The organism is Sphingomonas taxi (assembly GCF_000764535.1).
Lineage (GTDB): Bacteria > Pseudomonadota > Alphaproteobacteria > Sphingomonadales > Sphingomonadaceae > Sphingomonas > Sphingomonas taxi.
In genome coordinates, this window is the sequence record NZ_CP009571.1 from 1787047 (window position 1) to 1808313 (window position 21267).

20 protein-coding genes are annotated in these 21267 nt (G+C 67.9%); 4 read left to right on the forward strand and 16 right to left on the reverse strand.

All coding sequences use genetic code 11. The features are described 5' to 3' along the window. Window positions 1–6: 6 nt before the first annotated feature. The gene (locus tag MC45_RS08045; RefSeq protein WP_038661650.1) at window positions 7–1941 is read right to left on the reverse strand and encodes a potassium transporter Kup; all 1935 of its coding nucleotides are present in this window, start codon (window positions 1939–1941) and stop codon (window positions 7–9) included. 137 nt (window positions 1942–2078) lie between these two features. On the opposite strand from MC45_RS08045, the gene pdeM reads away from it, so the two are divergent. Further along, window positions 2079–2741: a ligase-associated DNA damage response endonuclease PdeM gene (gene pdeM, locus MC45_RS08050; RefSeq protein WP_038661653.1), complete on the forward strand. Its 663-nt coding sequence runs from the start codon at window positions 2079–2081 to the stop codon at window positions 2739–2741. Between the two features lie 110 nt (window positions 2742–2851). Here pdeM and msrA read toward each other — a convergent pair whose 3' ends face one another. From msrA to pabB, 4 genes are all read right to left on the reverse strand, one after another. Beyond that, on the reverse strand, window positions 2852–3505 hold the full coding sequence (gene msrA / locus MC45_RS08055) for a peptide-methionine (S)-S-oxide reductase MsrA (protein WP_038661656.1): 654 nt from the start codon (window positions 3503–3505) through the stop codon (window positions 2852–2854). A gap of 54 nt (window positions 3506–3559) precedes the next feature. Further along, complete coding sequence (locus MC45_RS19530) at window positions 3560–3706, reverse strand: hypothetical protein (protein WP_169742535.1); 147 nt, start codon at window positions 3704–3706, stop codon at window positions 3560–3562. Window positions 3707–3868: 162 nt separating this feature from the next. After that, window positions 3869–5068 carry a pyridoxal phosphate-dependent aminotransferase gene (locus tag MC45_RS08060; protein WP_038661659.1) on the reverse strand — a complete coding sequence of 400 codons (1200 nt, stop codon included), beginning with the start codon at window positions 5066–5068 and terminating at the stop codon, window positions 3869–3871. Between the two features lie 34 nt (window positions 5069–5102). Next, window positions 5103–6881: an aminodeoxychorismate synthase component I gene (gene pabB / locus MC45_RS08065; protein WP_038661661.1), complete on the reverse strand. Its 1779-nt coding sequence runs from the start codon at window positions 6879–6881 to the stop codon at window positions 5103–5105. Between the two features lie 79 nt (window positions 6882–6960). Between pabB and MC45_RS08070 the strand changes: the two genes are divergently transcribed. Together MC45_RS08070 and MC45_RS08075 are read left to right on the forward strand one after the other, a co-directional pair. Then, window positions 6961–7635, forward strand: coding sequence for an MBL fold metallo-hydrolase (locus MC45_RS08070; protein WP_038661663.1), 675 nt, complete (start codon window positions 6961–6963; stop codon window positions 7633–7635). A gap of 120 nt (window positions 7636–7755) precedes the next feature. Then, window positions 7756–8136: a hypothetical protein gene (locus MC45_RS08075; RefSeq protein WP_245640884.1), complete on the forward strand. Its 381-nt coding sequence runs from the start codon at window positions 7756–7758 to the stop codon at window positions 8134–8136. Between the two features lie 76 nt (window positions 8137–8212). On the opposite strand, the gene MC45_RS08080 is transcribed toward MC45_RS08075, so the two are convergent. From MC45_RS08080 to MC45_RS08130, 11 genes are all read right to left on the reverse strand, one after another. Further along, on the reverse strand, window positions 8213–8554 hold the full coding sequence (locus MC45_RS08080; RefSeq protein WP_038661666.1) for a hypothetical protein: 342 nt from the start codon (window positions 8552–8554) through the stop codon (window positions 8213–8215). After that, entirely contained in the window at window positions 8551–9561 is a 1011-nt protein-coding gene (locus MC45_RS08085; protein ID WP_038661670.1) for a chemotaxis protein CheB, read from the reverse strand. Before MC45_RS08085 ends, MC45_RS08080 begins: the two co-directional genes overlap by 4 nt. Window positions 9562–9650: 89 nt before the next feature. Beyond that, window positions 9651–10094 (reverse strand): chemotaxis protein CheW, encoded by a 444-nt coding sequence (locus tag MC45_RS08090; RefSeq protein WP_038661673.1) that lies wholly within the window; start codon window positions 10092–10094, stop codon window positions 9651–9653. Between the two features lie 23 nt (window positions 10095–10117). Next, window positions 10118–10483 carry a response regulator gene (locus MC45_RS08095; protein WP_137899838.1) on the reverse strand — a complete coding sequence of 122 codons (366 nt, stop codon included), beginning with the start codon at window positions 10481–10483 and terminating at the stop codon, window positions 10118–10120. Between the two features lie 32 nt (window positions 10484–10515). After that, on the reverse strand, window positions 10516–11073 hold the full coding sequence (locus MC45_RS08100; protein ID WP_038661678.1) for a chemotaxis protein CheD: 558 nt from the start codon (window positions 11071–11073) through the stop codon (window positions 10516–10518). Then, window positions 11070–12110 carry a protein-glutamate methylesterase/protein-glutamine glutaminase gene (locus MC45_RS08105; RefSeq protein WP_052075574.1) on the reverse strand — a complete coding sequence of 347 codons (1041 nt, stop codon included), beginning with the start codon at window positions 12108–12110 and terminating at the stop codon, window positions 11070–11072. Before MC45_RS08105 ends, MC45_RS08100 begins: the two co-directional genes overlap by 4 nt. After that, a complete protein-coding gene (locus tag MC45_RS08110; RefSeq protein WP_038661681.1) occupies window positions 12107–12967 on the reverse strand; it encodes a CheR family methyltransferase in 861 nt (286 codons plus the stop codon). The genes MC45_RS08105 and MC45_RS08110 overlap by 4 nt, the downstream gene beginning before the upstream one ends. Beyond that, entirely contained in the window at window positions 12964–15129 is a 2166-nt protein-coding gene (locus MC45_RS08115) for a chemotaxis protein CheA (protein ID WP_038666873.1), read from the reverse strand. Before MC45_RS08115 ends, MC45_RS08110 begins: the two co-directional genes overlap by 4 nt. An 11-nt stretch (window positions 15130–15140) precedes the next feature. Then, window positions 15141–15446 carry an STAS domain-containing protein gene (locus MC45_RS08120; protein WP_038661682.1) on the reverse strand — a complete coding sequence of 102 codons (306 nt, stop codon included), beginning with the start codon at window positions 15444–15446 and terminating at the stop codon, window positions 15141–15143. Between the two features lie 32 nt (window positions 15447–15478). Then, entirely contained in the window at window positions 15479–16906 is a 1428-nt protein-coding gene (locus MC45_RS08125; RefSeq protein ID WP_038666880.1) for a methyl-accepting chemotaxis protein, read from the reverse strand. 275 nt (window positions 16907–17181) lie between these two features. Next, window positions 17182–18615 (reverse strand): methyl-accepting chemotaxis protein, encoded by a 1434-nt coding sequence (locus tag MC45_RS08130; protein WP_038661685.1) that lies wholly within the window; start codon window positions 18613–18615, stop codon window positions 17182–17184. 283 nt (window positions 18616–18898) lie between these two features. Here MC45_RS08130 and MC45_RS08135 point away from each other — a divergent pair, with 283 nt between their 5' ends. After that, window positions 18899–21262 carry a TonB-dependent receptor gene (locus MC45_RS08135; RefSeq protein ID WP_038661688.1) on the forward strand — a complete coding sequence of 788 codons (2364 nt, stop codon included), beginning with the start codon at window positions 18899–18901 and terminating at the stop codon, window positions 21260–21262. Window positions 21263–21267: the final 5 nt, after the last annotated feature.

Below are 21267 nucleotides of genomic sequence, written 5' to 3' on the forward strand. Positions count from 1 at the left end.
GCTTGCCTACACCGTCACCTGCTCGCCCAGCTCCAGCACCTTGCCCGGCGGGATCTTCAGGAATTCCGTCGGGTCGGCGGCATTGCGCTGCATGAACATGAAGATGCGGTCCTGCCACAGGGGCATGCCGACATCCGCCTCGGGCTTGAGCGTGTTGCGGCCGATGAAGAAGCTGGTCTTCATCGCGTCGAGGCTGCGCATCTCGGTCTTGCCGCCCACCCCGAGATCGGCGGGCACGTCGGGCGATTCCATGAAGCCGTAATTGAGCACGACGATCTCGAAATTGTCGTCGAGCCGCTCGCTGGTGCGGCGATGCTCGGCGTCGACCACCGGCCGGTCGGTGGTGCGGATGCTGACCACCAGATTGCGCTCGTGCAGCACCTTGTTGTGCTTGAGATTGTGGAGCAGCGCGCCCGGCGCCGAGCGCGGGTTGGCGGTGAGGAACACTGCGGTCCCCGGCACGCGCTCGGGCGGCCGCTTGGCGAGCGCGGCGGCGAGGTCGGCGAGCGGGATGCTCTGCCGCGCCTCGAACGCGCGGACGATGCCCTTGCCGCGCACCCAGGTGTAGATCAGCAGGCCGATGCTCGCGGCGATCACCAGCGGCACCCAGCCGCCCTCGACGACGCGCAGGATGTTGGCGCCGAAGAAGACGAGGTCGAGGCACAGGAACGGCAGGATCGCCGCCAGCGCCCACGCCCGCTTCCAGTGCCAGACGTGGCGCGCGACGAGATAGCCGAGCAGCGTCGTCACCACCATCGTCCCGGTCACCGCGATGCCATAAGCGGCGGCCATCGCCGACGAGGTCTTGAACTGGATGATGAGGATCAGCACGCCGACCAGCAGCAGCCAGTTGATCGCCGGCAGATAGATCTGCCCGGCGAAATCGGCCGAGGTCTGGCGCAGCTTCATCCGCGGCAGCAGCCCGAGCTGCACCGCCTGCTGGGTCAGCGAGAAGGCGCCGGTGATCACCGCCTGGCTGGCGATGACGGTGGCGAAGCCGGCGAGCACGATCAGCGGCCCGCGCACCGATTCGGGCGCCATCAGGAAGAACCAGTCCTGGTTCTTGAACGCGGTTCCCGCCGCCTGCGCCGCCTCGAGATGCGACAGCGCGAACGCCCCCTGCCCCAGATAGTTGAGCATCAGCGCGGGGAAGACGAGGATCAGCCAAGCGATGCGGATCGGCTTCTTGCCGAAATGGCCCATATCGGCGGTCAGCGCCTCGGCACCGGTGACGGTGAGGAACACCGCGCCGAGCACGAACAGCCCGACCGTGCCGTGCGTCGCGAGGAAGCGGATGCCGTAATGCGGCAGCAGCACGCGGAAGATCGAGGGCTCGTCGGCGATATGCCAGATGCCGAGGCCGCCGATGGTCAGGAACCAGAGAATGCAGACCGGGCCGAAGAGCTTGGCGACGATCGCGGTGCCGCGCCGCTGGATGAAGAACAGCGCAACGAGGATCGCGATCGTCAGCGCGCGGATCGTGCCTTCGTCGAAGAATTTGGCGGCGCTGGGGATCGTCCGCAGCCCCTCCATCGCCGACAGCACCGACAGCGACGGCGTGATGATCGCATCGCCGTAGAACAAGGCCGCCCCCGCCGCGCCGAGCACCAAGGCGACGCGGCTGCGCATCCCGAGCGAGCGCCGCGCCAGCGCCGCCAGCGCGAGCACGCCGCCCTCGCCGTGATTGTCGGCGCGCATCAGGAACAGCACGTATTTGACCGTGACGATCAGCGTCAGCGTCCATAATGCGAGGCTGAGCACGCCGAGGATCTCGCTGGGGTCGATCCCGTCGGCGGCGGACTGCTGGAGCGCCTCGCGGAATGCGTAGAGCGGGCTGGTGCCGATATCGCCGAACACCACGCCGATCGCGCCGATGGTCAGGCCGATCAATGCGGGGTGGGACGATTGATGGGAAGCGGGTGCTTCGACGGCGAGCGACATGCGCGCGACTACCCCTGACAAAAGCCTTCCGGCGGAAGGACGGCGCGCTTTACGCCGATTGGCCGGCCGCGCAAGCGGATTTGCGCGTTGCGGCACAAGCGCTTGATCGCCCGTCCCTTTGCGGGCAAGGCGGGGCCATGGTTCCCTTTTCGTTCGGTGGTCACGCGCTCTATGCCCTGCCCGAGGGGGCGTTGCTGTGGCCGGCGCGGCGCGCGCTGCTCGTCGCCGACCTGCATTTCGAGAAGGCGAGCTGGTATGCCGCGCGCGGCCAGATGCTGCCGCCCTATGACTCGCTGGCGACGCTCGCCGACCTCGCGAGGCTGGTGCAGGCGACCGGCGCGGAGGAATTATGGTGCCTCGGCGACAGCTTCCACGACAGCGACGGCTGCGAGCGGCTGCCGCAGGAGGCGCAGATCCGGCTGCGCGCACTGACCGAGGGGCTACGCTGGACGTGGATCACCGGCAACCACGATCCCGACATCAAGGACCGCTGCGGCGGCGAGACCGCGGACGAGGCGGAGGTCGACGGCCTGATCCTGCGCCACGAGGCCGACCCCGACGAGACGCGTCCCGAGCTGTCGGGCCATTTCCACCCCAAGCTGCGCATCCATGTGCGGGGCAAGAAGGTGGCGCGGCGCTGTTTCGTCGCCACCGCGCGCAAGATCGTGCTGCCGGCCTTCGGCGCGCTGACCGGCGGGCTCGACGTCGACCACCCCGCGCTGACCAAGGCGGTCGGCCGCGGCGCGGAAGCGCTGGTGCCGGTGGAGCAAAGGCTGCTCCGCTTCCCGATCGCCGCCTGACCCAAGTCCTCCCCCGCCAGGGGGAGGGGGACCGTTCGGCGCCAGCCGAATGGTCCCCCTCCGTCACCGCTTCGCGGCGCCACCTCCCCCTTGCGGGGAAGGACTTGGGGTCACCGATACAGCGTCGGGAAGCCGGCCTTGAATGCCGCGACCTTGGGCTTGTCCCAATGGACGATGTACGGATGCGTCGGGTTGCGATCGTAGAAATTCTGGTGATACGCCTCGGCGGGGTAGAAGCCGCCCTGCTCCAGCTTCGTCACGATCGGTGCGGGGAAGCTCTTCGCCGCCCCGAGCTGCGCGATATAGGCCCGCGCCACCGCCGCCTGCCGCGCATCCTGCGGGAAGACCGCCGAGCGATAGCTCGGCCCGCTGTCCGGCCCCTGCCGGTTGAGCTGCGTCGGATCGTGCGCGATCGAGAAATAGACGCGCAGCAGCGTCGCATAGCTGACCACGCGCGGGTCGTATACCAGTTTCACCGCCTCGGCATGGCCGGTACGCTCGGTCGAGACCTGATCGTAGGTCGCGGTACGCGCGGCGCCGCCGGCATAGCCCGCGGTGACCGAACGGACGCCCTTCACATGCTCGAACACCGCCTCCATGCCCCAGAAGCAGCCGCCCGCGAACACCGCGGTCTGCATACCGGCACCGGCCGGCACATCGGCCTTGGCCGCGGGGATCGGCACCGCACGTTCGGCCTCGGCGAAGCCGGTGGAGGCAAGCACGGCGGCGGCAGCGCCGGCGATCGGCAACAGGATTTTCAGCATGTTACACAGATGGGAAGCCCCGCACCGCTCGCCAAGAGCCGCGGGGCGGCAGGATCACTGCGCTTGGACGATCGGCGAGGCGGCGGGGATGGGCTGGACCGACTGCGCGCTCGCCGGATGCAAGGTGACGACGCCGACTGCGCCGATGGCGAAGCCGCCGACGAATTGCCAGAAGAAGCCGCTCTTGATCACCTTGCGCATGACGCATGCCTTTGTTGTCGGGCGAGCAGGTCATTCACCCTGCCCTATTGCAGACGCAGAGATCGTCTCTCTGCGCCCGGTTCGCAATATCATTTATAGAAACGCTGCATTAACGCCGCGTGGCCGCAGCGTTCATCGATCAGCAGGGTAGCCGCCGCCGGGTCAGCGCAGATCGGCGCACGCCTGCTGGATGCGCTCGCACGCCTTGCGCAGCAACGCGTCCGAGGTCGCATAGCTGATCCGCATCGCCGGCGAGAGGCCGAACGCCGCGCCCTGCACCGCCGCGACCTTGGCATCGTCAAGCAGATAACCGACGAAATCCTCGTCGCTCTCGATCTTGCGGCCGTTCGGCGTGGTCTTGCCGATCAGCTCGGCGAAGGACGGATAGACGTAGAAGGCGCCTTCCGGCGTCGGGCAGGTCATTCCGGGAATTTCGTTGAGCATCCCGACCACCAGATCGCGCCGCGTCTGGAAGGCGCGGCTGCGCTCCTTGAGGAAGTCCTGCGGGCCGGACAGCGCCGCGACCGCCGCCGCCTGCGCGATCGAGCAGGGGTTGCTGGTCGATTGCGACTGGAGCTTGGCGATCGCCTTGATCAGCCACGGCGCGCCCGCGGCGAAGCCGATCCGCCAGCCGGTCATTGCATAGGCCTTGGAACAGCCGTTGACCGTCAGCGTGCGCTCGTACAGCTCGGGGCAGACTTCGGCGATCGTCGAGAAGCGGAAATCGTCATAGACGATATGCTCGTACATATCGTCGGCGAAGATCCAGACGTGCGGATGCCGCGCCAGCACCGCGCCCAGCGCCTTCAGCTCGTCGACCGAATAGGCCGCACCCGTCGGGTTGGACGGCGAATTGAGGATCACCCATTTGGTCCGGTCGGTGATCGCCGCTTCGAGCGCCTCGGGCGACAGCTTGTAATCCTGCTCCGGTCCGGCGACCGCGAACACCGGCGTACCGCCGGCGAACTGGACGACGTCGGGATAGCTCACCCAATAGGGCGCCGGGATCACCACTTCGTCGCCGGCATCCACCGTCGCGACGATCGCGTTGAACAAAGTATGCTTGCCGCCGACGTTCACCGTCACCTGGTCCGTAGTGTAGGTCAGGTTGTTGTCGCGCGCGAACTTGGCGACGATCGCCTGCTTGAGCTCGATCGTGCCGTCGACGTTGGTATATTTGGTCTTGCCGTCGCGGATCGCCTGGATCGCCGCCTCCTTGACGAAGTCGGGCGTATCGAAGTCGGGCTCGCCCGCGCCGAGGCCGATCACGTCGACGCCCGCGCGCTTCAGCTCGAGCACGCGGCTGGTGATGGCGAGCGTCGGGGACGGGCTGATGCGGCCGAGGGCGGCGGAGGGCTTCATGAATCGGGCCTCGATGGCGGATAGGACGCCGCGCCTATAGCGACAGCACCGGCTCTTTCGCAATCGCAACAACTGCCGGCATCAGGCCGCGCAACGCATTTCCGACAAAAAATGGCGCGGCGAGATCGTCCGGCGACAGATAACCCTCTGTTGCACGGCCGGTTTCGATCATTTCTGCGCGCAACGCGCCGGGCAGCAGCCCCAGCGTCAACGCTGGCGTCACCAGCCGCCCGTCCACGCCCGGCACGAACAGCGAGGTGAAGCTGCCCTCGGTCAGCAGGCCATCGGGCCGGACGAAGACGACCTCGTCGGTCCCGGCTGCCTGCCGCGCCGCATCGTAGAAGCCGCGATCGCTGGTCTTATGCCGCAAGCGGAAGTCGCTCGCCGCGACGGGCAGCGGCACCACCGCGACATGCAGCGGCCGATCATAGGCAAGTGGCGCCGGGGCGATCTCGATCGCGATCGCGCCGCTTTGCGCGAGCAGCAGCCGGATGCGCGCCGCACCGCGCAGGCGGAAGGTCGCCGCCTGCAGTTCGTTGCGCGCGCCGTGCCGGTCGAAGCGGAAGCCGAGCGCCGCCGCGCTCGCGGTCAGTCGCCGTAGATGGCGTTCGAGCAGCACCACGCCATCCTCGGGATCGAAGGCCATCGTTTCGATCAGGTCGAGCGGTCGCTGCCCGGCGGTGACGAACGCGCCCTTGGCCTGCACCTCCGCCCATTCGTCGTCGGCGCGGCTGTCGGCGACGATACCCGATCCCAGCCCCAGTTCCGCGACGTCCGCCCCGGCGGGGATCGCCAGCGTGCGGATCGCGACGTTGAACGCCGCATCGCCGTCCGCGTCGATCCGGCCGATCGCGCCGGTATAGATGCCGCGCGGTGCCTCCTCGACCGTGGCGATCACCTCCATGCTGCGTTGCTTGGGCGCGCCGGTGATCGAGCCGCAGGGGAACAGCGCCGCCAGTACGTCCACCGCGTCGCGCTCGGCATCGAGCCGCGCGGTGACGGTCGAGGTCATCTGGTGGACGGTCGGATAGCTTTCCACCGTGAACAGCGCAGGCACCGCGACGCTGCCCGGCACGGCGACGCGCGCCATGTCGTTGCGCATCAGATCGACGATCATCAGATTTTCGGCGCGCTGCTTGGCATCGTCGCGCAGGCCCGCGATCCGCGCCGCGTCCTCCGCGGCGGTGTCGCCGCGCATCGCCGTCCCCTTCATCGGGCGGCAGGTGAGCCGGTCGCCGTCCAGAGCGAAGAACAACTCGGGCGACAGCGACAGCAGATGCCGCTCCCCGGTCGCGACGAGCGCGCCATGCCCCGCCGCCGCCCCGCGTCGCAGCCGTGCGTAGAGCGCCAGCGGATCACCCGCGACGGCGACATCCGCGCGCAGCGTCAGGTTCGCCTGATAGATGTCGCCCGCGCGGATCATCTCCAGCACACGCGCCAGCGCCTCGTCATAGGTCGCGCGACCGATACGCGGTCGCGGCATCGCCGCCCATGCCCCCGCCGGATCGGGCAGCAGCGCCGCCACCGCGTCCGCGTCGAGCCGGTGGCAGTCGGCGAACAACCCGAACCACAGCAGCGGCTCGTCGCCGTTACGCGTAGCGACCGCGCGCGGCATCAGCGCCGCGCCTGCCTCATAGGTCAGATAGCCCGCGGCATGCAGCCCCCGCGCCCCCGCCGCGCGCAACGCCGCGAGCGCCGGCACCACCGCCTCCGGCGTCGCGGCACTGACGATCTCGACCGGATCGGTGTAGAGCCGCGCGCCGGCGCCATCCTGACGGGCATCGTCGAGCAGCACGAAGGGCGCGTTCAGCATCCGGTCACAAATGCACGGCGTGACGCCTTCCGCGCAAGCGGCGATTGCCGCCACTGCATCAGGGGCTTATCTCCCCGCCATGACCAGCACGCCGGCTCGCGCCACCCCCCTCAAGGCCGTCATCGTCCAGGTGACGCCGTTCCAGCAGAATTGCACCCTGATCTGGTGCACCGAGACGATGAAGGCGGCGATCGTCGATCCCGGCGGCGACCTGCCGCGGATCAAGGCGGCGGTCGCGCAGGCGGGCGTCACCGTCGAGAAGATCCTGCTCACCCACGGCCATATCGACCATGCCGGCGAGGCCAAGCCGCTCGCCGACGACCTCGGCGTGCCGATCGAGGGGCCGCATGAGGCCGACCGATTCTGGCTGGCGCGGCTCGACGACGACGGCCGCAATTACGGCATGACCGGCGTCGTCTTCGAACCCGACCGCTGGCTGGTCGAGGGCGATACGGTGACGATCGGCAATCTGGAACTCGACGTCTACGAGACGCCCGGCCACACGCTCGGCCACGTCATCTTCCACCATGCGCCGTCGAAGTTCGCGCAGGTCGGCGACGTGCTGTTCCAGGGTTCGGTCGGCCGCTCCGACATGCCGGGCGGCAACCACAAGCAGTTGATCGAGACGATCGTCACCAAATTGTGGCCGCTCGGCGACGACACCGCCTTCATCCCCGGCCACGGTAACCCCAGCACCTTCGCGCACGAGCGCGCCAACAACATGTTCGTCAGCGATCGCGCACTGGCCGAGTAAGGGCGGCGATCGTTGCGGCTGCGCAACTGGTAAATTGTTGGGCTAGAACGTTTCTGTCGGACACATATCTGGGGTGCCTCGTTGGCGGCGTGGGATTACCCCGCCGAGAGGATAAGCCGAATGGCCATCAAGTTTGCCGGAACGATGAACGCGATCAATCGTGGGCTCGACGAGACCAAGCCCAACAAGGGCGCCGACATGGTCGAGGATTGGGAAGCCGCGCTGGCCGACCTGGAGGTTTCGGGCGCCAAGGGTATCCTGCGCGACCTGGGGTCGCTCCGCAAGCAGCTCGAAAAGGACCAGCCGGATGCCGATCGCGTCCATGCGCTGCTCCATCGCCTGGGCGCCGCGACGACCAAGATCGCCGACAAGGCGGACAAGTCGCAGGACAAGCTGAAGGCGCTGGGCGAAGCGCTGACCGAAGCGGGTGAAGACCAGCCCGACGAGGAAGAAGACACCGCCGCCGCCGCCGCTCCGAAGCGCGCGCGCAAGAAGGCGTGATGACGACGGGCGGGCGGCCGGACGGTCGCTCGCCCGCAATCCCGATCGTATCCACCGCTGGGCGCGGCGGATGCGGTCAGGCGATGTCGAATTCGCCCGGCACGCCCCGCTCGCGGTAGCGCCGCAGCGAGGCGAGCAGCCTCACCCCCAGTTCCTCCAGCGTCACCGCCGCCACCCGCTCCTCCGCCGATGCCGAGGAGCGCAACACGTCGGCCATCGCGAGCTGCGCCTGGGTGATCCGATCGATCGCCTGCAGACTGTGCATATGCTGCCGCAACGTCTCCGAATTGGCGGCAAGATCGTAGGCAAGATCGGCGAGCACGGTGGTCAGGCCGGCCATCTCGTCGGCGAGCGCATGCGCCAGCGCCGGCTCGACACCTGCGATCGCCGATGGCGCGTTCTGGATGAGACCGGTCATTTCGAGCACAATCTGATGACGCTGCGCGACAATTGATCGGGCGGCACGGGTTGCGATGCCATCCGGCGGGTCATGACGAAGCCGTCGGCGCGCTGTTCGGCGGGCGCGATGCAATAGCCACCGCCGGCCTGTAGCGCGCGGACACCGGCCTCGCCATCCTCGCCGTCCGCGCCGAGCAGCAGCCCGACCGCTTCCGCGCCCGCCGCCTTGGCGACCGAGGCGAAAAGGATCGAAATCGACGGCCGCTCGCCCGCAACCGCATCGCGCGCCAGCATGCGTAGCCGACCATTCGGCCACCCATCGACGACGACGTGATGATCGCCCGGGGGCGCGAGATAGATCGTTCCCTGTTCGATCGCCATGCCGTCCTCGGCGAGCACGATCTTCGGGGCGATCTCGGCGGCCATCTTGTCGATCAGCGTGCCGGCAAGCCCGGCGCCGAGATGCTGGACGACCACCGTCGGCGGGCAATTGGCGGAGAAGCTGCCGAAGAGGTCGAACAACGCCTGCGTCGCCGCCGCCTCGCCGCCGATCGCGAGCAGGCGACCGTTCCACTCGATCGGCGGCGCCGCGACCGACTTGCTTGCCGCACTGCTCTTCACCACCGCGCCCTTGGCGGCCTTGATCCGCTTGCCGAGCTTGGCGAGGATCTTGTCGAACTCGGCGGCCACCGCGACCTTGGGCTTGGGAAAACAATCGATCGCGCCCAGCCGCAGCGCCTCGATCGACGCCTCCGCCCCCGCCTCGGTACGGGTGGAGAACATGATCACCGGCATCGGCCGATCCGCCATCAGCTCGGCGAGATAATCGATGCCGCTCATTCCCGGCATCTCGACGTCGAGCGTCATCACGTCCGGGTGGAATTGCTGGCGCATCGCGCGCGCCTCCTCCGCACCGTCCGCGGAGCCGACGACGACGACGCCGGGGATCCGCTCCAGCGCACCGGACAGCAGGGCGCGCATGGTAAGCGAATCATCGACGACGAGAACTTTGACCGCAGCGGCCATGGCCAGGCTTCCTTGCACGAAAATGGAGAGAAAAAGGGAGGAACGTCCGCGGACCGGCCAGCTTTATCGAAATGCGACGGACGGTCGGCTCATGCCGCGTCGGGCAGCGCCATCGTGCTGTCGATCAGCCGTTCGAGCGCCAGCACCAGGATCAGACGCTGGTCGATCGTCGCCAGCCCTTCGAGGAACTGCGCCGCGGGCGTCTCGCCGATGTCGGGCAGCGGCTGCATGCCGTCGTCTGGCACGGTGACGATGTCGTTGACCGCATCGACGATCAGGCCCTGCAATTGCTCGCCGATGCGCACCACGATGATGACGTGGCGCGCCGACGGATCGGTCATCCCCCAGCCGAGCCGATGGCTGAGATCGAGCACCGGCAGCACGATGCCGCGCAGGTTGACGACGCCGCGGACGTGCGGCGGTACGTTGGGCAATGGGGTGGCGGGCGACCAGGCGCGGATTTCGCGGATGGCCATGATATCGACGCCGAGAATCTGCTCGCCGATCTGGAAGGTGATGAGCTGGCGGGACATGAAACGGTCTCCTGAAAGGGCGATCAGTGCAGCACGCGGCGGATCGCCGCGGCGAGCTTTTCCGGATGGAACGGCTTGACGATCCAGCCGGTCGCGCCGGCGGACCGCGCGCGCTGCTTCTTCTCGTCGGAGCTTTCGGTGGTCAGCACCAGGATCGGCAGGTTGCGATGGCGATCCTGTTCGCGCACCTTCTCGATCAGGCCGAAGCCGTCGAGCCGCGGCATGTTGATGTCGGTGATCAGCAGGTCCGGCTCGACGCCGTCCAGCCGTTCCAGCGCCTGCACGCCGTCTTCCGCCTCGAGCACCTCATAGCCGAGATCGGTGAGCGCCGCTCTCAGCAGCATCCGCATGCTGGGCGAATCGTCTACGGTCATGATGGTGCTGGGCACGGAACTTCCTTCATTGGGATAATTGGATCGCATCAGAAAAACTCGACGTCGCCGACCGCTGCGACCGGGACGGGGACAGGGGCGACGCGCAGCTGCTCGACCGGGCGGACATTGGCGACGCGGCAGCGTGCGAGGCCCAGCGTCGGACGGAACTCGACGCGGCGGGCGCCATAGCCGCCGACGTCCTCGCCGACCAAGGCGATCCGCTCGTCACGCAGGAAGCGACGCGCGAACAAGGCGTTGGTCGCGCCGATGTCGCGGAAGCCGTCACGCAGCGAGGCACCACCATAGATCCGCGCCTTCAGATTGGTCCGCGTCGCGCCCATCGCCAGCATCGCGTTGATCAGCACCTCCATCGCATAGACGCCGTAGCGCTGCAGCGACGAGACGTCGGTGTCGTTGGTGCCGGGCTCGGCGAGCAGGAAATGGTTGAGACCGCCGACCTTTACGACGGGATCGAACAGGCAGGCGGAGATGCAGCTGCCCAGCACGGTGGTCAGCACCGCCTCGGGATCGTCCGACACCTTGGTCTCGCCCTGCATGATCGTGATCCGTCGGAGACCATCGACCGTCCGCGCGGCGCTCTTCATGCGCGGCACTCGGTGAGCAGGCGCGCCGCGATCCGCGACAGCGGCAATTGCACCGTCACCGCGCCGATCTGCTTGGCGGCGGCGGGCATGCCGTAGACGACGCAGCTGTCCTGGTCCTGGCCGATCGTCATCGCGCCGGCATCCTTCATCTTCTTCAGGCCCTCGGCGCCGTCGGCGCCCATGCCGGTGAGGATCGCGCCGACCGCCGAGGCGCCGGCCCAGCGCGCCACCGACAGGAACAAGCGGTCGACCGAGGGGCGGTGGCCGCTCATCTTCTCGTCGGCGACCAAGCGGCAGCGGCGCAATGTGCCGCCGGTAACCTCCAGATGGTGCGAGCCGCCCGGCGCGACATAGACATTGCCCGGCTCCAGCGGCGCACCCGAGCGCGCGACGCTGACCTGCGGCGCCGACAATCGATCGAGCCGCGCGGCGAAGGTCGGCACGTAGGTTTCGGGCATGTGCTGGACGATCACCGTCGGCGGGCAATTGGCCGGGAAGCCCGACAACAGCTCGATCAGCGTCTCGACGCCGCCGGTCGACGATCCGATCGCGATCATCGCATCGGGGCGCGGTTCGTAATCGGCGGCGGGCTTGGCGGCGGGCGTGACGAAACGCGGGCGCCGGCGGCTCTTGGCGGCGGTGCGGACCAGCTCGGCGAGATCGTCGCCCAGCCCTTCGCCGAACGCGGTCTTGGGCTTTTCGTAACAGTCGAACGCGCCGAGTTCGAGCGCGCGGATCGTTGCCTCCGCCCCGCGCCCGGTCAGCGTCGACAGCATGACCACCGGCATCGGCCGCAACCGCATGATCTTCTCGAGGAATTCGAGCCCGTTCATGTCGGGCATCTCGATGTCAAGCGTGATGACATCGGGGTTGAGCGCCTTGATCATCTCGCGCGCGCTATGCGGTCCGTCGGCGGTGCCGATCACCTCGATATCATCGTAGCGCGACAGGCGGTGCGACACCATCGCGCGCATCGTCGGCGAATCGTCGACGATCAGGACGCGGGTCGGCGCGGTCTTGGGATGCGAGGCGATCATGACGCTACCTTCTGGAAAGTGGTCCGCCCGACGCAGGTGAACCGCGGCGCCACCGACGCGGCGAGCCGCTCCGAATGACCGATGTAGAGGAAGCCGCCCGGTTCGAGCTGGTCGGCGAGCCGCGACTGCAACCGCTCCTTCGTCGCCTCGTCGAAATAGATCATCACGTTGCGGCAGAAGATCGCATCGAACATGCCGCGCATCGGCCATGATTCGAGCAAATTGAGCTTGCGGAACGCGACCCGCTCGCGGACCAGCGGATGCACCTCCGCCTGGTCGCCGTCGCGCGCCACCCAGACCGAGCGCAGCGGCTGCGGAATGCTCGCCGCCGTCTCCAGCGAATAGCGGCCGGCGCGCGCCGCCTCGAGGATCTCGGTCGAAAGATCGGTGCCGAGGATACGCAGGTCGGTCCGCGCCAGCCGCTGCCCGTTGCCGCGTTCGGTACCGAACATCGCCATCAGAAGCGAATAGGGCTCCTCCCCGCTCGAACAGGCCGCCGACCAGATCCGTACCTTGCCACGCGACGCGAGCCGGTGGTCGAGCGCGGGCCAGGCATGGTCCATGAAATGATCGAAGTGATGCGATTCACGGAAGAAGCTGGTGTGGTTGGTGGTCAGCGCGTCGAGTGCGCGGGTGCGTTCGACCTCGTCCTGATCGATCAGGTCGATGTAATCGGCGAAGCGGGTCAGGCCACAGGCGCGCACCCGCGGCGCGAGCCGGCCATAGACCAATTGCATCTTGCCCGGCGGCAGCAGGATGCCGGCCGCGTCATAGACGAAGGCGCTGATCGCCGCATGATCGGCGGGCTCGAAGCGGAATTCGGTCGGGCGGTTTGCCGCCAGCATCACCGCGCTCATGCGGCGAGGCCCAAAGGCGCGGCGGCGACGCGGTCGCGGCGCCAGCGCGAGATCAACGCATCGACGTCGAGGATCAGCGCGACGCGCCCGTCGCCGAGGATGGTCGCACCGGCAAGACCGGGGATCGCGGTGTAATTCGCCTCCAGGCTCTTCACCACGACCTGCCGCTGATCCTGGATGGTATCGACCATCAGGATCGCCTGGCCGACGTCGGATTCGACGACGATCAGCACCGCCTGCGACGGATCGGTCTGCGCGCCGTCGATGCCGAGCTGTTCGGCGACGCGATGCACCGGCACGTAGGACCCGCGCACGTCGAGCAGCGAGGCGCTCGGCCCGAGCACCTTCACGCCGTCCTGATCCGGACGCAGGCTCTCGACGATATGGCCGAGCGGGATGACGAAGGTCTGGTCGCCGACGGTGACGATCATGCCGTCGAGCACCGCCAGCGTCAGCGGCAGCGACAGCGCGAAGCTGGAGCCTGAGCCGAGATGCGAGGTGATGCCGATGCGGCCGCCGAGCGCCTGGACGTTCTTGCGCACCACGTCCATGCCGACGCCACGACCCGAGATGTTGGAGACGGTCGCCGCGGTCGAGAAACCCGCGGCGAAGATCAGATTGTCGGTCTCCTCGTCGCTGAGCAGCGCGTCGGCGGCGATGATGCCGCGTTCGACCGCCTTGGCGCGGACGCGCTTGCGATCGATGCCGCGGCCGTCGTCGGCGACGGTGATGACGATCCGCCCGGAATGATGCGCCGCCGACAGCGTCACCACACCTTCTTCCGGCTTGCCCGCGGCGAGCCGCTCGGCCGGCGTTTCCAGGCCATGGTCGACCGCGTTGCGGATGAGATGGGTCAGCGGCTCGCCGATGCGTTCGACCACGGTCTTGTCGACCTCGGTCATCTCGCCGACGATATCGAGGCGGACGCGCTTGCCGGTTTCGACCTCCAGCTCGCGGATGATGCGCGGCACGCGACTGAACACCGTCTTCATCGGCTGCGCGCGGATCGCCATCGTCGATTCCTGCAATTCGCGCGTCAGATGGTCGAGGTCGGTCAGTTCGGAAATCCCCGCCATCGCATGTTCGGATAGGCGCTGCGCCAGCATCGCCTGGGTGATGACCAGCTCGCCGACGAGGTTGACCAGCCGGTCGAGCTTGTCGAGATCGACGCGGATCGTCTGTGCAGGCGGTGCCACCACGGCGCGCGGTGCGGCCGGCTCCGGCGGCAGCAGCGGCACCACCGGCGCCGGTTCGGGGGCTGCGGCCACCGGTGCGGGCGCCGGCGCCGGTGCGGGCGCATCGAAGTCCGCGTCCAGCGTCGGGAGCGGCAGGTCGAACGGCAGATCGTCGTCATTGTCCGCAGTGACCGCGCCACCGATCCGCTCGATGCGCAATTCGCACTCGCCCATGAATTCGAAGATCGCCCGGATGTCGTCCTCGGCGACCGCCGCCGGCACGATCGCGGTCCAGCCGAGATAGCAGCGTTCGGGGTGCAATTGGGTGAGCTGCGGCAGCGCCGACAGGTCGGCGGCGAGCACCTTGCCGTCGAGCATCGTCAATTCGCGCAGCAGCAACAGCGGATCGCCGCCATTCTCCAGCGCATCGGCGCCGGGGACGAACGTCACCTGCCAGTCGCCGGCCGCACCGGCCGGCGCAGGCGCCTCGCATAGCGCGAACAGATCATCGAAATCGTCGCCGGCGAACGCCACCGGCGCGAAGCCCATCTCGTCGGCGACCTCCTCGGCAGCGGCCGGTGCCGCCGGAGCGGCGGCCGCAGGCGCGGCGTCGGGCGAGGCGGCGGCGACCAGCCGCGCGAGCATCGCGCCGTCGGCCGGCGGTTCGCCGCCGTCGCGCGCCGCGGTGACGTGGTCGCTCAGCATATCGAACGCAACGACGATCGTGCCGAGCAGGTCGGAGGTCAGCGTCAGCGTGCCGTTGCGCACCAGGTCGAGCAGCGTTTCATATTCGTGCGCATAGGCCTGCAACCGCTCGTGACCGAAGGCGCCGGCGCCGCCCTTGATCGAATGGACCGCGCGGAAGATCGTGTTGATCGTCTCGGGATCGTAATCGCCCTGGCGGACGCTGCCGAAGCTCGCCTCCATCGTGGCGAGGCCTTCGTCGCATTCCTGAAAGAAGATCTGCTGGATCTCGTCGAGGTTCATCATCAATCCTTTCAGGCGGCCAGATCGCGATCGTCGTCGCCCGGCAGGCCGAGCGCCGCGTCGAGCCCGGCGAGCGCGATCATCCGCGCCAGCGCCTCGCTGGGCTGGTCGAGCCGGAAGTCCACATCCTGTTCCGCCGCGGTGGCGCGGGCGCTGGCGAGCACCTGGAGGCAGGCGAGGCCCGCGCGCGTCACCTCGCTGCCGTCGAGACGGACCGGCTCACCGCGGTCGATGCGGTCGAGCAGCGCGATGCGCAGCGGGCCGGCCGCCGACGTATCGAGCGTCTCGGGGAGCAGGGAAGTGGCGGGCGAGGACATGCGGGTTCGACTTTCGATACGTTCGAAACGGGTTAGAATTCGGACCAGTCGTCACCGGCGACCGCGACGGCGGTCACCCGGCGCGACTGGCCGGCGAGGCGCCGGCCTTCGTCGGCGGCGCGGCGCTGCAGACGGTGGACGCGATTGTCGGTCGGCACCGCCTTCAGCGCCGGCTGGACCGGGCGCCCGGTGCGGAACCGCACCATCTGCGCGACCAGTTCGCTGGCGTCGGCGGACAGGTTGCGCGCAGCGGCGGTCGCCTGCTCGACCATCGCCGCATTCTGCTGCGTGACGCCGTCCATCTCGCCGACCGCGACGTTGACCTGCTGCAAGGCGGTCGCCTGCTGCTCGGCGGCGGTGGCGATCTGCGCGACCAGCCCGCTGATCTCGCCGAACCGGCCGATCAGCCGCTGCAACGCCTCACCGGTCGCGCTGACCAAGGCGACGCCGGCATCGACCTGCACCGAGGAGGCGGTGATCCGCGTCTTGACGTCCTTGGCCGCTTCCGCCGAACGCTGCGCGAGCGCACGCACCTCGGAGGCGACCACCGCGAAGCCGCGACCGGCATCGCCGGCCCGCGCCGCCTCGACCCCGGCGTTGAGCGCGAGCAGGTTGGTCTGGAAGGCGATGCCGTCGATCACCGAGATGATCTCCGAAATCTCGTTGGAGGCGCGTTCGATCCCGCCCATCGCATCGACCGCACGGGCGACGACCTGGCCCGATTCCTCGGCCTCGCCGCGCGCCGAGCCGACGACGCCATTGGCGCGTTCGGCGCGCGCCGCGGTGTCGCGGACGGTGACGGTGATCTGCTGCATCGCCGCCGCGGTCTGCTCGAGGCTCGCCGCCTGCTGTTCGGTGCGCTGCGACAAATCGTCCGACGCCTGGAGGATGTCGGCGGAGCCGCCGTCGATGCTCGCGGCGGCGTGATTGACCGCGGCGACCGCCGCCATCATTGCCTCCATCGCGACGTTGAAGTCGCTGCGCAGCGCCTCGAACTCGGCCGGGAAGTCGCTGGTGATGCGGAAGGCCAGATCGCCCTGCGCCAGATGCCCCAGCCCCTCGGCCAGCGCCCCCGCCATCGCCCGCTGGGCGGCGGCGGTATTGGCTTCCTCCATGTTGCGGCGGAAGATCGCCATCGCCTTGGTCATCCGGCCGACGCAATCCTTGTTCTCGGTATGCTCGATCGGCGCCTGGAGGTCGCCCGCGGCGAGCGCCTCCATGCGCAGCACCGTCTGGACATAGGGCCGGCACATGATGCCGCCGGCGAACAGCGTCGTCATGCACAGCACCACGACGGTCAGCGTGGCGGCGGCGACGTCGATCGCCGGACTGGTGTGGATCATACCGGTCGCCGCGCCCGCCGTGATCCCGACCAGAATGGCGCCGAGCAGCGCCTGTATCCCTGCGAGAACGCGGAACTTGACGCGGATCGGCGCGCGTTTCTCGAACCAGCTCAACATCGGTAACGTCTCCATCGACGACCAGCGGAAACGGTCCGTCCGGTCCATGACGATGGGGGGTGGCAGCATCGACTTAACGCGACGTTGACCACCCATTTTGGGTGTAATCGGCCGATGGCGGCTCCGGCTGCGTGCGACGACGGGTTCGTAGCCGGTAAGGCCGACGGAAGAGCGGCGGCGAGCATGATCGCGATGATCGATACGATGAAACTGCACGCTGCCCCCCTTCCCTTCTATCTTCCTAGAGCGGACCGGCGGTGGCCGGTCGCGATGGCTTAGAATTCCGACCAATCGTCCGTTGCCACCGCAACCGCGGTGCCACCGCCGCCGGTACCGGTGCGGCGCGCCGACCGGGCGATGCGGCGGCCGGCGTCGGCGGCACGATCCTGCAACTGATGCACCACCGGCACCGCGCGCAGCACGGGTTCGCCGGCGGTCAGCTTGAAGCGCGCGACCTGACGGGCGAGTTCGTCCGCCTCGGCCGACAGGCTGCGCGCGGCGGCGGTCGCTTCCTCGACCATCGCGGCATTCTGCTGGGTCACGCCGTCCATCTCGCTGACCGCGGTGTTGACCTGTTGCAGACCGGTCGCCTGCTGCTCGGCGGCCGAGGCGATCTGGCCGACCAGCGTGCTGATCTCGCCGATGCGACCGATGATCCGGTCGAGCGCCTTGCCGGTCTCGCTGACCAGCTCGACGCCGGCGTCGACCTGTTCGGACGAGGCGGTGATGCGCGTCTTGACGTCCTTGGCCGCTTCGGCCGAACGCTGGGCGAGCGCGCGCACTTCGGAGGCGACGACCGCGAAGCCGCGGCCCGCGTCACCGGCCCGCGCCGCCTCGACGCCGGCGTTGAGCGCCAGCAGGTTGGTCTGGAAGGCGATGCCGTCGATCACCGAGATGATGTCGGAGATTTCGTTCGAGGCGCGCTCGATCCCGCCCATCGCGTCGACCGCGCGGCGGACGACCTGCCCCGATTGCTCCGCCTCGATGCGCGCTTCCTCGACGACGCTGTTGGCACGCACCGCACCCGCGGCGGTCTGGCGGACGGTCGAGGTGATCTCGTCCATCGCCGCGGCGGTTTCCTCCAGGCTCGCCGCCTGCTGTTCGGTGCGCTGCGACAAATCGTCGGACGCCTGGCGGATGTCGATCGCGCCGTTGTTGATGCCGCTGGTCGCGTCGGTCACGGCGCGCATCGTCTCGGCGACCGCGTCCAGCGCGCGATTATAGTCGACGCGCACCCGCTCGTAATCGGCCGGGAAGCTCTGCTCGATCCGGAAGCTGAGATCGCTCGCCGCGAGCCGCGTCAGCCCCTCGCCGAGCGTGCCGACGACCTGCTGCTGCGCCGCGGCGGCGGCCTGGACGGTTTCGGCATTCTGTTTGAAGACGCTGACCGCGCGCGACATCCGGCCGATGCAATCGCGATGGTCGGCGAACGGGATCGGCGTCTTGAGGTCACCCGCGGCCAGTTCCTCCATGCGGACGACCGATGCGACATAGGGATCACTGATTACTTTGCCGCTGACCAGCACGGCGACGACCGTCACCACGAACAGGATGGCGGAGATGGCGACATAGGTCATTGCCGCCGCCGGCGTGGCCTCGGCGGCCAGATAGGTCGTCACGACGCCGGTCGCGGCCACGGTACCATGCAAGGCGAGCAGCACCTTGAACTTGGTACGGATGGGCGCGTGATTGGCGAACCAGGTGAACATCTTCAGGTCCTTCGATGAAGGCGGACGATCCCGCCGATCCCGGCCTCTTCATCGTTTCGAATCAGCCTCTAACGTTCAAATTGGACCGAAAGTCTGAAGACCCCGTTAAATACGGCCATATTGAACCGACCTGTTACAATTATAGAACGGTCTGGAATCAATCGGCGGATGCAGCGGCGCCGACGGCCGATGTCATCGATCCGTCCCGCCATCGTCGCGGCTCTGTCACCGGCGCACGTCACCAGCCGCCTTGCACGCGCGTCAGGCGGCAGGGGATGACGAGATGATCGAACGGACTTGGTGGGTCGGCGTCGCGCCGGTGGCATTGCTGCTCGCGCAGACCGCGGAAGCGCAGGAGATGCCGCAGGATACCGCCGCTGCGGTGACGCAGAGCGACGATACGCCGACCGGCGGCACCGGCAGCGACATCGTCGTCATGGGCTTTGGCCAGAGCCGGCAGGTGCAGACGGTATCCGCGATCGACATGGAACGGCTGACCCCCGGTACCTCGCCGCTGAAGGCGGTGGCCAAGCTGCCGGGCGTCAATTTCCAGTCGTCCGACGCCTTCGGCGCCTATGAATGGTCGACGCGCATCTCGCTGCGCGGCTTCAATCAAAACCAGCTCGGCTTCACGCTGGACGGCGTGCCGCTCGGCGACATGAGTTACGGCAACGTCAACGGCCTGCACATCAGCCGCGCGATCATCTCCGAAAATCTGGCGACGACGACGGTGGCGCAGGGTGCCGGCGCGCTCGGCACCGCCTCGACCAGCAATCTCGGCGGCACGCTGCAATTCACCAGCCGCAAGCCTTCGGAAACCGCCGATCTCGTCGCCTCGGGCACCTATGGCAGCGACCAGACCTATCGCGCCTTCGTCCGCGCCGAGAGCGGCGACATGGGGGGCGGGCTGAAGGGCTATCTGAGCTACGGCTTCCTCACCACCGACAAGTGGAAGGGCCAGGGCGTCCAGCGCCAGCATCAGGCCAATGCCAAACTGGTCAAGGATTTCGGCGAGCGCGGCAGCATCACCGGCTTCGTCGATTTCTCCGACCGGCGCGAGAACGACTATCAGGACCTCAGCCTCGACATCATCCGCCGCCGCGGGCTGAACAACGACAACATCACCGGCAACTATCCGCTCGCGCTGCAGATCGGGCGGGTTTACGCCAACCAGCAAACGCGCGCCGGCAGCGCGACGGCTGCTTTGCCATATCCTTCGTCGGGTCTGTCGTTTCCGACCGGCATCGCCACCGTGGACGACGTCTATTACGATGCTGGCGGCCTGCGGCGCGACTGGCTTGGTGGCCTGACCTTCGACGCCCGATTGACCAGCGTTCTGTCGATCACGTCGACCAGCTATTATCACCGTAACAAGGGGCAGGGATCGTGGATCACGCCCTACCTTGCCACGCCGGCAGGCGCGCCCAATGCCGACGGTTCACCGATCACCAACCCGGCGCCGCTCTCGTTTCGCACCACCGAATATGGCATCGACCGGGCCGGCAATCTGACGCGGCTGCTCGTCGAGACGGGAGCAAACCGTTTCGAACTCGGCGGCTGGTATGAAAGCAACACCTTTACGCAGGCGCGTCGCTTCTACGGCATGGCTGCCGGCAGCACCCCCAATCGCGAGACGCTGGCCTTCCAGTCCAGCCCGTTCGCGACGCAATATAACGGCAAATACGATACGGAGACGCTGCAATATCACGTCGCCGACACGCTCGACCTCGGTCCGCTGACCTTGAACGGCGGGTGGAAGGGCATGCGGATACGCAATCGAGCGAACCTGCTCACGGGCGCGCTGGTCGCTGGCAAAATCCAGGCGCGCGATTGGTTCCTGCCGCAGGTCGGCGCCTTGTATCGGCTGGGTGGCGGCGTCGAGGCATTCGCCAGCTACACGGAGAACATGCGTGCCTTCGTTTCCGCGGCGACGGCGGGGCCGTTCGCGACGACGCAGGACGGTTTCGATGCGATCCGCTCGACCTTGAAGCCGGAGACGTCGAAGACCGTCGAGGGTGGCGTCCGGCTGCACAGCGGCGGCTTGCAGCTGTCTGCGGTCGGCTATTACGTCGACTTCGCCAATCGCCTGCTGACCTTTTCCAATGGCGCGGGCATCATCGGCAATCCGCCGACCCTCAACAACGCCGGCAACGTCGAAAGCTACGGTGCCGAGGCGTCGGCAAGCTATCGCATCGTCCGGCCGCTGACGCTGTTCGCCAGCTATTCCTACAACAAGTCGACCTATCAGGACGATGTCCGTGACGCCAAAGGCGTCGTCTTGTCGCCGACCAAGGGCAAGACCGTCGTCGATACGCCCGAACATATGGTCAAGGGCGAGATCGTCTATGACGACGGCGGCATCTTCGCGCGCGCCGGCGGCGATTACATGACGAAGCGCTACTTCACCTATCTCAACGACCAGTCGGTCGGCGCGCGGCTGCTGGTCGATGCCAGCATCGGCTATCGGCTGCGCGGCCTCGGCGGCGTGCTGGAGGGACTTGCGATCGAGGGCAGCGTCACCAACCTCACCGACAAGCGCTACATCGCGACGATCGGCAGCAACGGCTATGTCGCCAGCGGCGACAATCAGACGCTGCTCGCCGGCGCGCCGCGCCAGTGGTTCGTCACGCTACGCCGCGGCTTCTGACCGGC

What these genes read in the sequence shown, in the direction of transcription:
- MC45_RS08045 (WP_038661650.1), bottom strand. Translation starts at nt 1,941, where the DNA reads ATGTCGCTCGCCGTCGAAGCACCCGCTTCCCATCAATCGTCCCACCCC.
- pdeM (WP_038661653.1), top strand. Translation starts at nt 2,079, where the DNA reads ATGGTTCCCTTTTCGTTCGGTGGTCACGCGCTCTATGCCCTGCCCGAG.
- msrA (WP_038661656.1), bottom strand. Translation starts at nt 3,505, where the DNA reads ATGCTGAAAATCCTGTTGCCGATCGCCGGCGCTGCCGCCGCCGTGCTT.
- MC45_RS19530 (WP_169742535.1), bottom strand. Translation starts at nt 3,706, where the DNA reads ATGCGCAAGGTGATCAAGAGCGGCTTCTTCTGGCAATTCGTCGGCGGC.
- MC45_RS08060 (WP_038661659.1), bottom strand. Translation starts at nt 5,068, where the DNA reads ATGAAGCCCTCCGCCGCCCTCGGCCGCATCAGCCCGTCCCCGACGCTC.
- pabB (WP_038661661.1), bottom strand. Translation starts at nt 6,881, where the DNA reads ATGCTGAACGCGCCCTTCGTGCTGCTCGACGATGCCCGTCAGGATGGC.
- MC45_RS08070 (WP_038661663.1), top strand. Translation starts at nt 6,961, where the DNA reads ATGACCAGCACGCCGGCTCGCGCCACCCCCCTCAAGGCCGTCATCGTC.
- MC45_RS08075 (WP_245640884.1), top strand. Translation starts at nt 7,756, where the DNA reads ATGGCCATCAAGTTTGCCGGAACGATGAACGCGATCAATCGTGGGCTC.
- MC45_RS08080 (WP_038661666.1), bottom strand. Translation starts at nt 8,554, where the DNA reads ATGACCGGTCTCATCCAGAACGCGCCATCGGCGATCGCAGGTGTCGAG.
- MC45_RS08085 (WP_038661670.1), bottom strand. Translation starts at nt 9,561, where the DNA reads ATGGCCGCTGCGGTCAAAGTTCTCGTCGTCGATGATTCGCTTACCATG.
- MC45_RS08090 (WP_038661673.1), bottom strand. Translation starts at nt 10,094, where the DNA reads ATGTCCCGCCAGCTCATCACCTTCCAGATCGGCGAGCAGATTCTCGGC.
- MC45_RS08100 (WP_038661678.1), bottom strand. Translation starts at nt 11,073, where the DNA reads ATGAAGAGCGCCGCGCGGACGGTCGATGGTCTCCGACGGATCACGATC.
- MC45_RS08105 (WP_052075574.1), bottom strand. Translation starts at nt 12,110, where the DNA reads ATGATCGCCTCGCATCCCAAGACCGCGCCGACCCGCGTCCTGATCGTC.
- MC45_RS08110 (WP_038661681.1), bottom strand. Translation starts at nt 12,967, where the DNA reads ATGAGCGCGGTGATGCTGGCGGCAAACCGCCCGACCGAATTCCGCTTC.
- MC45_RS08115 (WP_038666873.1), bottom strand. Translation starts at nt 15,129, where the DNA reads ATGAACCTCGACGAGATCCAGCAGATCTTCTTTCAGGAATGCGACGAA.
- MC45_RS08120 (WP_038661682.1), bottom strand. Translation starts at nt 15,446, where the DNA reads ATGTCCTCGCCCGCCACTTCCCTGCTCCCCGAGACGCTCGATACGTCG.
- MC45_RS08125 (WP_038666880.1), bottom strand. Translation starts at nt 16,906, where the DNA reads ATGTTGAGCTGGTTCGAGAAACGCGCGCCGATCCGCGTCAAGTTCCGC.
- MC45_RS08130 (WP_038661685.1), bottom strand. Translation starts at nt 18,615, where the DNA reads ATGTTCACCTGGTTCGCCAATCACGCGCCCATCCGTACCAAGTTCAAG.
- MC45_RS08135 (WP_038661688.1), top strand. Translation starts at nt 18,899, where the DNA reads ATGATCGAACGGACTTGGTGGGTCGGCGTCGCGCCGGTGGCATTGCTG.